The organism is Bacteroides sp. OF04-15BH (genome assembly GCF_003477995.1).
Lineage (GTDB): Bacteria > Bacteroidota > Bacteroidia > Bacteroidales > Bacteroidaceae > Paraprevotella.
This window is the reverse complement of record NZ_QUEM01000052.1, coordinates 1-9569: the sequence shown is the minus strand read 5'-3', so window position 1 is coordinate 9569 and position 9569 is coordinate 1. Positions and strand designations below refer to the sequence as shown.

Annotated in this window: 13 protein-coding genes; all 13 read left to right on the top strand. The window is 42.8% G+C overall.

What is annotated here, in order from left to right; translation table 11 throughout:
- Positions 1 to 125: 125 nt before the first annotated feature.
- The 13 genes from DXA74_RS14945 (at position 126) to DXA74_RS14885 (ending at position 9363) form a co-directional block, all read left to right on the top strand.
- Positions 126 to 464 (top strand): hypothetical protein, encoded by a 339-nt coding sequence (locus tag DXA74_RS14945; RefSeq protein ID WP_032581325.1) that lies wholly within the window; start codon positions 126 to 128, stop codon positions 462 to 464.
- A gap of 72 nt (positions 465 to 536) precedes the next feature.
- Positions 537 to 956 carry a hypothetical protein gene (locus DXA74_RS14940; RefSeq protein ID WP_230591806.1) on the top strand — a complete coding sequence of 140 codons (420 nt, stop codon included), beginning with the start codon at positions 537 to 539 and terminating at the stop codon, positions 954 to 956.
- 76 nt (positions 957 to 1032) lie between these two features.
- Complete coding sequence (locus DXA74_RS14935; RefSeq protein ID WP_115472982.1) at positions 1033 to 1881, top strand: hypothetical protein; 849 nt, start codon at positions 1033 to 1035, stop codon at positions 1879 to 1881.
- A gap of 87 nt (positions 1882 to 1968) precedes the next feature.
- The gene (locus DXA74_RS14930; RefSeq protein WP_007653996.1) at positions 1969 to 2343 is read left to right on the top strand and encodes a hypothetical protein; all 375 of its coding nucleotides are present in this window, start codon (positions 1969 to 1971) and stop codon (positions 2341 to 2343) included.
- A 67-nt stretch (positions 2344 to 2410) separates the two neighbouring features.
- Positions 2411 to 2878 (top strand): hypothetical protein, encoded by a 468-nt coding sequence (locus DXA74_RS14925; protein WP_032585434.1) that lies wholly within the window; start codon positions 2411 to 2413, stop codon positions 2876 to 2878.
- A gap of 45 nt (positions 2879 to 2923) precedes the next feature.
- The gene (locus tag DXA74_RS14920) at positions 2924 to 3646 is read left to right on the top strand and encodes a PoNe immunity protein domain-containing protein (protein ID WP_115472984.1); all 723 of its coding nucleotides are present in this window, start codon (positions 2924 to 2926) and stop codon (positions 3644 to 3646) included.
- A gap of 9 nt (positions 3647 to 3655) precedes the next feature.
- Positions 3656 to 4177 (top strand): hypothetical protein, encoded by a 522-nt coding sequence (locus DXA74_RS14915; RefSeq protein WP_032585708.1) that lies wholly within the window; start codon positions 3656 to 3658, stop codon positions 4175 to 4177.
- Between the two features lie 219 nt (positions 4178 to 4396).
- Positions 4397 to 4594 carry a hypothetical protein gene (locus DXA74_RS14910; protein WP_032585707.1) on the top strand — a complete coding sequence of 66 codons (198 nt, stop codon included), beginning with the start codon at positions 4397 to 4399 and terminating at the stop codon, positions 4592 to 4594.
- 12 nt (positions 4595 to 4606) lie between these two features.
- Positions 4607 to 5053, top strand: coding sequence for a hypothetical protein (locus DXA74_RS14905; RefSeq protein ID WP_032585704.1), 447 nt, complete (start codon positions 4607 to 4609; stop codon positions 5051 to 5053).
- A 36-nt stretch (positions 5054 to 5089) separates the two neighbouring features.
- Positions 5090 to 5932: an AraC family transcriptional regulator gene (locus DXA74_RS14900; RefSeq protein WP_004316438.1), complete on the top strand. Its 843-nt coding sequence runs from the start codon at positions 5090 to 5092 to the stop codon at positions 5930 to 5932.
- Positions 5933 to 5963: 31 nt separating this feature from the next.
- The gene (locus tag DXA74_RS14895; RefSeq protein WP_032585701.1) at positions 5964 to 6863 is read left to right on the top strand and encodes an RteC domain-containing protein; all 900 of its coding nucleotides are present in this window, start codon (positions 5964 to 5966) and stop codon (positions 6861 to 6863) included.
- Between the two features lie 36 nt (positions 6864 to 6899).
- Complete coding sequence (locus DXA74_RS14890) at positions 6900 to 7328, top strand: helix-turn-helix domain-containing protein (protein ID WP_181884192.1); 429 nt, start codon at positions 6900 to 6902, stop codon at positions 7326 to 7328.
- Positions 7291 to 9363, top strand: a complete 2073-nt coding sequence (locus DXA74_RS14885) for a bifunctional DNA primase/helicase (RefSeq protein WP_118528912.1) — start codon at positions 7291 to 7293, stop codon at positions 9361 to 9363. The genes DXA74_RS14890 and DXA74_RS14885 overlap by 38 nt, the downstream gene beginning before the upstream one ends.
- Positions 9364 to 9569: the final 206 nt, after the last annotated feature.

Here is a 9569-nt window from a genome sequence, read left to right as displayed (position 1 = left end):
CAGGGTTAAGTATGCGCTAAATTAATTCCGCCAACGGGTTAGAACAGATTAAAATATTGATAACGAAGCGTGATAACGCTTACAGCGTTCCCCACTTAACATTATGAACAATTAGAATACACGATATGAGAAATGAAATTTTACAGTTGAAAGATTTAGGTCGTATGCCTAATGAAAGCATCAATGATACAGAGAGTATTGATGAATTAGTAAATACTTATGATGCCTTATTAGAACAAATACAACTTCCCATATCATTTGATGAAGCTATGGTGTTGGTACAAATCTTTCCTGAAAATGCTTTTTATGATTTGCAGTGGAGTTTATTAAAACTTGTAGAGTCTGTTTGCGTTGATGATGAGAATAAGTATATTCAGTTAATAAACTCTTGCCCAAGCCAAGAATGGCGGGACACTCTAAATGCTCGCTATGTAAATTATAAAAAGGCACAAGAGGTAAAGTAAGTTCATAACAAACCGGGATAACGGACTAACGCCGTTCTCCGCTTAGTCATTAATAACAATACAGAGCGAAACATGAAAATGGTAAAAATGATATTATTTTATCTATTATTTGCTGGTGTTCTTTTTGTCAGTTATGCGTTTGTGGCTCCTTCTCACGGAGAAAGGTTTCCTGCATCTTCACTGGCTACCATTTATTGGGGATGCGCCATGTTACTTTTTGTGCCAAGTGATTTGTGGTTACATCATCAGACATCACGGCTTATAGCTCTTGGTGTATTAATACTTGCATGGTTGATGAGTGTGGAGTATTATTGGTTTTGTAATGAATATAGATTAATCATTCATCTAAATTCCAATGATAAGATTAGTTTAGCCAGTGAATACCAATTTCATCAGTATTGGCTATATCAAAGCATAGTCGCAAGCTATTTACTTTTGGGAGTAGGTGTTTCGCATCTATTAAGAAGAAAAAGAGTTATTAACGAAGCGTGATAACGCTTGACAGCGTTCCCCGCTATCCCATTATGAACAACAAAAAAAGAACCCAACAGAATAGAAAGTATCAAATATGAAAAAGAACTCTTTTGACAAGGTTATTGATAAGAATTTGAATAAATATATCAATTTGCCTCTTGAAGAACACGAGTATTTTCAAGAATTTTATAATAATCCTACGGTTGAAATGCAAGATTATTATAAATGGCGTTCTGCCAGCATACTTTGTTTTGGAATACATTATTATTCGTTTTGGTATAATCCTAATGAGGAAGATTTCAAAGGTATAATAGATGCGTTTGCAATGGCATATATTGCACATATCATGTATTTGTATGATAAAGAAAAGAAATACACAAGAACCTTAGTTGAAGGTGTCCCTTTGTTTTTATCTATTCTTTCTTTTGGAGAAGAACGGGAGATAAACTTAATGTTCCACGCAATAATAGGTTTAATCCGAGATAGTTTAAACAAAAAATATTTTATAAATCATCAAGACCGAACTTTACAGGAAGCATTCTTGCTATATGACGCATATACCAATGCCGCAAACCATGAGATTTGGAAAGAATATATAACCAAACCGCTTATTCAAGATTATCAACGTGGATTTGATATTATCCTTTCTGATAATGAAGATGAAATTAACTCGGTTCTTTCTGACATGATGAAACACCACAGAAAAACGGCTCACATAGAGTCGTTTACAAGTAATGAATTTTATTCTACTGAATGGCGTGTGTTTCCAATAGAAATTATTGCACTTATGCGTTATCGCTATTTGCAAGGAAAATCTATCGACTTTATAGAACATGAAGTATTGTCTAAATTCATTCCGTATTTGAAAAAAGCTGAATATACTTTGTCACCAAAGATAGAAGCAGCTAAAACAAAAATATATGAGATACTTTCTTTAGGTTAGTTTTCTTTATTTAGAAAGTGAGTTCATAACAAGGTCGAGATAACAGCTAAACGCTGTTCCTCACCAAACCATTAATGGTAATTGAATATGATAGACTATTTATATTATAGGTTTTATAGATTATGGCTTCATTCTTCTTTAGCAGAAGGAGCCGTATTTATGGCAATGCTTCTGTTTTCGGTCATATTAAGTACCAATATTTTAACCGTATGGGGCATATTAACCCAATACGGAATTGGTGAATACCCGTCCGATACTCAATACTATATCATTGAGGGTAGTTTAATAGTATTGTTGAGTGGTACTTTTTTCTTCAAGAAAAGATATAGAAGAATTATAACTAAGTATGAGAACGAAAACACTATGCAAAGTAAAGCCGGAGCATGGATACTTACAATATATATAGTAGTAACCTTGATTGGCTTTTTTATAGAAGCATTATACCGACAAGGAAAAATATAATTCACCATTAACGAAGCAGGATAACGGGCAAGCCGTTCCCTGCTAAACCATTACTAACAATAGTGCGATGAATAAAACCGTCCAATCCATATTATCATTGACAGCTTTCAGTGCTTTACTGATAGTCATAACATTATTTTGTGGTGGCTTAGGTTTTGGTCGTTTGTTCGAGATATATGGCATTATGGAATATTGTTTTTTAGGTTTACTTCTAATTATAGATGTGCTTCTAATCTACAAGGTCTATAAACTATATGCAATGCAACCTAAAGCGATAGTGTTATTGTTGGGCTTGGAATGTTGCTCTATTCTTTTGTGGATTGCCTTTATCTGTATAGACCAAAGTTTATTAGATTGGCAAATTACAAACTTCATATTCCAAGTTGTCAATTTAGACGGCTTCGAGGGGGATGAACGAGGATTGAATATGCTCGCAGTCTTATGCGGCATTGTTTATCCTCTTATTGGGATTGGGTGTTTATTCACCGGATTGGGATTTATAAATAAGTTAGTAACAACGAAAGATAGCATCTGACGATGCTCCTTTCTAACCATTAACATCAAAAACAGTGTACCATATATGGAATTAAGAGATAAACTTTTTACGGAAGAACAGTATTTAAAGCAATTAGCGAAATATACAAATAAAATAAGTGGCTTAGAAAATGAAATTAGCCAATTTGTTAATAATAAAGTGGAGTTTGACGCTTCAATCTATTATGGTCGCTTAGTTGATTATAGGGTTAATTCTATTGTTACAAAGTACTCTATGGGAATAGGATTAGAATGTATTCAACAAGATTATCTTCAAACAATAAAAGCAATGCACGGGAGTTGGACACCCTACGGTGACTATTTAAAAATGCTATGGTTACTTTCGATAGGTATCATGCTGGAATATGATGATAATGTTATCCACGAACTCCTTATGCTTATAGATAAGAAAGAAGTCAAAGACCGTGTTTATGATGTTTTGCTAAATTACCGCTTCCCCGAACGGAAGAAATTGGCAGATTGTGTCTTTGACAATATACCTTATAGGGCAATATTAGAAGTGTCGGATTTGGCTAAAACAGATAAGACACAGGCAATAAAACGATTAGAGAAGTATCTAAAAAAAGAGTGGTATCGTGGACACTCCGATTATTATTGGTATAACGACCATAAATATGGTATTGTACATGACGGCTATTGGAGCTTTGAAAGCGGTGCATTGGTTAAGGTTTTGGGGCTGGATGATAGCTGTCTGAAAGGATTGCCCTATTATCCATACGATATGGTACATTGGAACGACATTAAATAAAGACAAGATATGAGTTACTCGGTTTATTCTTATTTGACTGATGCCGATAAGGTAAAATCCGTTTACGGGGCTTGTGATAATTTGCTGATAACCCAACTGAAAATTGCGTTAAAGCAGGAACTTGATAGTCTGAACTATTATTTTAGTGACAGTCTAAATACGGATAAAGATGCTTATGCGGTATTAGCAGACATTGTGAACGGGGAAATCCGTTATCCCGAAATTGCTTTCATGTATGGGTATATATATGAAAAGATTTGCAACCATTACGGGACACAAATCTACCGTGCGGAAAACCTTTGGCAACTGGATAGTCAAAGTACATTCATCCCTATTCCTTTGAGCGGTGATTTTCCCTATATCATCAGCATACCCGTTTCAGATTTGGAGAGCAAGCGGACGGAATACACCTCGCTGAAAGAGGGTAACGGTATCGGAGATTATGACTATGAGCAGGAAATGGACGACCTGAATTTCATTTTCGATGAAGCCATTGAAGAGCAAAAAGACCTCGTGATTATGGTTTATTGATATGGTACACTGGTATGAGAATAAAATATGATGTTAACGAAGCGTGATAACGCCTACCAGCGTTCCACGCTATCCCATTATCGGTAATCCAAAATAAACAAATGTATGAAGATATATGATATAGATTGGCTGTTTTGGAGTATCGGCTTGGTAATTGGAATATTAATAATAGTATGTGGTTACTTTCTGCTTATCCAGCTTGAAAGCTAAAAAACAATTATGAGTAGCCTTGTCACAGTAAAGAGATTTGGAAAAGTTCTAATATGGGTATGGCACAGATATATAAAGAAAGCCGCCATTCCTTATGAAGAACTTGATTTCCATTATTCGGATTGGGTCTTTCTCTTGACAGGTCTTGTCTTTTTTGGAATTGTACCGGGTATCACCCTGCTTTATTTTGCATTTTGGAGAACATAATTCATCGAATATATGAGCAAAAGAATAGAAAAGACCGACAACTATTTTGAACGGGTGAAACAACGTGCCGACCGGACGAATTATAGGTATTACCTTTTTGACTACCTGTATTTCAAGGGAGAGGCTTGGGGTAGGAAGTGGGGACGGATGTCAGGCTTCACGCTGCTACTTGCGTATTGGTGGTGGTTGGTGGTTCTGCCCGGCGACATTCTTCTGCGCAACAGCGTATGGTCGCATTTACGTTTGGGTTATTTTATCGCAATGTTTTTGTTTTTTTGCATATTCATCCTTGTCCGATACCGGAAAGCCCGTGTGTCGGCACTGATGAGCCACTACCGCCGCTCCAAACGTATTGGCACAGCGCAGTTATTTTTCCTCTACCTGCTGCCCGTTGCGCTTTTCTTCTTGGAAGCATGGCTGTTCGACAAATTGGGCTGGGCGGATGGCTGGAAGTGGTAACGAATCGTATAATCATTCATATAGAAAACATCAGATATGGAACACCGGATTACATCACTGCTGCTATCCGCTCCCGAAGCGGGGCTGGAAGCGTCCTGCAAGGAGTTGGACAAGAAAGTAACGTGGCTGCTGCACAACAGCCGGAAAATGGACAACTACTTGGAACTTGAACCGTTCAGCAAAGACGGGCGGCTGTGCGGCTGCGTGTGCCACACGCTCCGAAGCCTGCCGGAAACGCCGACACTGGCGGCATATAAAGACTACAAGGCAATCATCATCCTGCTGGGAATGTCCACCACCCATTACGCCATACTGGACGAACTGGCGGAACAGCACCGTAAACGGGACGACATACCCGAACTGACCGCCTACTGCGATGCGCTCCACTGGATGCGACCGGGGCGGCAGTACCTATGCAACGTGTACAACACCGTGTGCCACGCTTTTCACCTATTACGAAGAAACCCGGTCAAGGACAACCGACTGCGGGTGACGGAAAAGGAACTGCGCCACGCCGAACGGATGCTACCCGAACTGGGCAGGCAGACTTTCATCGAAATGGTGCGTATGAAAGGCTACATGGTATATGATGCCGAGGAACTAGCGGAAAAATGCGGTATGGAATACGGCTCGTTCCGGCGGAAGGTAAAACAAATGACAGGGTACACCCCAAAGCAATGGGTAATCAAAGAGCGGGCAAAGGACGTGGAACACTATCTGACAAATACGAACCTCACGCTTACAGAAGTGGCGTTCACCACCGGGTTTGCATCGGCATCGAACTTGAATGATTTCTGCAAGACTTACCTCTTGGACACGCCGGGCGAGATACGCAAAAAAGCAAAGGAAACAAAAAAATGCACAGTTATAGGAATGTAATGTGCAATATCAAGAATAAAACAGATTTTTAATGACCATAACTTTGTGCTTCAAAAAAAGGCACAAAGTTATGGGACATCATATAAAACTGGAAACATACTTTGCCGGACTGCTGCAAAAAGTAGAATGGCAGATACAGGAATACGAGGACACCGCAATGGACACGCTGACACTGTGCCGCCTGTGCGTGGACTACCTGCAAGAGATACTGGGCGAACTCAAAGCCTTTATTGTCTCCTACCCGTTTGCCAGCCCGGAAGAAGAAATACATTTCTTCAAGGAACTAAAGCCGCTGATAGCAAGCAAAATCATCTATTACAACTCTGTTTACAAGATTGAGGTGCGTTTTCCCAGCGGTAGTGAGGAAGTGCAAAGGGACTACCTGCTGTCGGAAACCGACCGGATTTCAAAGTCGTTCCAGCGGAACTTGGCGTTCTACCAGTACCACCGCACGAAAGCCACTTACTTGGACGGGCAGTATTTCATGCGTGGAAAGCCTGACATGCAAATCATTGTGGACAGTTTCTATTACGAGACAGACCCACAGTTCAGCACCAGTTACGACTTCAAGGTAGCCAAGATTTTAGCCAACGAACTGCTGGAAATATACCTCACCAACCGCCTGCACGAACTGGAACGCCGGGAACAGCGCAAACAGGTGAAGAACGGCTTCATGGGTAAGATACTGCACTGGACTGGAACAAAACGGGCGTTGGTGGAACTTATCTACGCTTTGGACGCCTGCGGCTGTCTGAACAAGGGAACGGTTGATATAAAGGAGATTGTAGGCTATTTTGAGTATGTGTTCGACATAGACCTCGGCGACTTCTACCACACCTACATGGAACTCAAAGCCAAGACCAAAGACCGAACGGGCTTCCTCTCCACCCTGAAAGACAGGCTGCTGATGCGCATGAGGGAGCAGGATTAGAACAGGCGTACTTTAACAAAATTTATTTCGCCACAGGTGGGTACATCTGTGGCGTTTTATTTTTCAGGACACCCGAACTTTGCGGCAAATCAATTAGTTACCATTATGGAAATAATAACATTTGAGTCCAAAGCCTATAAGGAACTGGACAACAAGATTACTGCTATTGCCGATTACATCTTCAATCATGCGGAAATGGCAAAGCAAAGTGAAGAAGATATGTGGGTGGACAGCTACGAGGTCTGCACGTTCCTGAAAATAAGCGAAAAGACCCTGCAACGCCTGCGGGTGTCGGGGACTATCGCCTATTCCAACATCAGGGGACGCTACTTCTACAAGGTCAGCGAGATACGCCGGATGCTGGAAGAACGCCTGATAAGGAGCAACAAGGAGAACATCGACAACCTGATAACCAACCACCAACTGTATGCTAAGGAAAGAGGAAATCTTAGAAAGAACAAGTAACGGGCTGGCGATATTCAAACACTACCTGCCCGGAAACTGGCGCATAGGTCGCAACTTCCTTAACCCGCTGTACGAGGACAGCAAGGCTTCCTGCAACATCTACTTCGACCGCCGGAGCAGCATCTACAAGATGAAAGACTTCGGCAACGACAGTTACAGCGGCGACTGTTTCTTCCTCGTGGGGCAGTTAAAGGGGCTGGACTGCAACCGGGCGGCTGACTTCGTGGAGATACTGGAAATCATCGACCGGGATTTAGGCTTGGGGCTGGCTTCCGGTACTCCTGTTTCCATTCCTCCGGCAACCGTCCACCGGACAGTATCGGACAAAACCGAAGAAACACCCGAAAAGCCCGTCAAGCCCTACCAGTTCCGGGAACAGAAGTTTCCACTTGCCGAACTGGTGTACTGGCAACAGTACGGCATGACGCCCGAACTGCTGGAACGTTCCAAGGTCTGTTCGCCCCGGGAGTATCACAGCGAAACGGTAGAGGGCAAACCGTACACCTACACTTCATCGGTGGCAGAACCCATGTACGGCTACAAGGGCAAACAGCATATCAAGCTGTACCGCCCGTTCTCCACGCCCCGCTTCCTCTACGGCGGCAGCTTCGGCGAAAACTACTGCTTCGGGCTGGAGCAACTGCCAGCAAAAGGCGACACGCTCTTCATCACGGGCGGCGAGAAAGACGTGCTTTCGCTGGCGGCACACGGTTTTCACGCTATCTGCTTCAACAGTGAAACGGTGACTATACCGCCCACGCTGGTATATCGGCTGACGTTCCGATTCAAGCACATCGTCCTGCTCTTTGACATGGACAAGACGGGCAGGGAAAGTTCATGCAAGCAGGAAAAACTGTTGGAAGAATTTGGAGTGAAACGCCTGCTCCTGCCGCTTCCGGGTACGAAAGAGGAAAAGGACATTTCCGACTACTTCAAAGCCGGGAACACCCGTGAAGATTTCCTGAAACTGTTTATCGAATTTTTAGACAACCTGTATAGCGACACATTGATTATGCTAAAATCATGCGAGATAGATTTCAACAACCCGCCCGCCAAAGCGCAAGAGATTATTTCGGCGGGTGACGTTCCGTTAGGAACACAAGGCAACCTGTTCGGCATCACCGGGGGCGAGGGAACGGGCAAGAGCAATTATGTAGCCGCAATCGTGGCGGGCTGCATTTGCTCGGCTGGTGCGGAAGTAGATACGCTGGGAATACAGATAACCGCCAACGGCAGACATAAGGCGGTCTTGCTCTATGACACCGAACAGTCGGAAGTGCAACTGTTCAAGAATGTAAGCAACCTGCTGGCACGAGCCAAACAGCCGGACAAACCCGATGAACTGAAAGCGTTCTGCCTGACGGGTATGTCACGCAAAGAACGCCTGAACGCCATTGTGCAGAGCATGGATAAGTTCTACTACCAGTACGGCGGCATCCAGTTGGTCGTCATTGACGGCATCGCCGACCTTGTAAAGAGTGCCAACGATGAAGCGGAAAGCGTGGCGGTGATAGATGAACTTTACCGACTGGCAGGTATCTATAACACGTGTATTCTTTGTGTGCTGCACTTTGTCCCTAACGGATTAAAGTTACGTGGGCATTTGGGCAGCGAACTGCAACGCAAGGCGGCTACTATCCTGTCGATAGAGAAAGACGAAGAACCCACACAATCGGTGGTCAAAGCCCTGAAAGTGCGTGACGGTAGCCCGCTGGACGTGCCGCTGATGCTCTTTGCGTGGGACAAGGAAGCCGGGATGCACGTGTACAAGGGTGAAAAGCCCCGTGAGGAAAAGGAGAAGCGCAAGGAAAGGGAACTGGTGAATGTCGCACGTGACATCTTCGGGCGGCAGACACGCATCACCTACATAGACCTTTGCGAGCAGTTGCAGCAGGTCTTGGACATCAAGGAGCGTACCGCAAAGAGCTATATTCGCTTCATGCGGGAAAGAGACATCATCACCAAAGACACGACAAATCAAAGCTATTTTGTCATAGGTTCATATAATCTTCAAAGGAACACAAGTTGTCCATAAGCGTATGGATGAAACTTGTGTAATTCATGTGCTTGTGTCCTGCCCTGTTGTGATAACACGGCAGGATTTCTACTATTCACAAGGTTATTCCAGTGATTTTTACTACTTTTGCAAAAGTAACATAAGAGAATAACGGCGATTGAACAGTTTCGGCTGCGATTTCGTCTTTATATATAACATATACGTTCGCCGAACGTCCCAAAGTA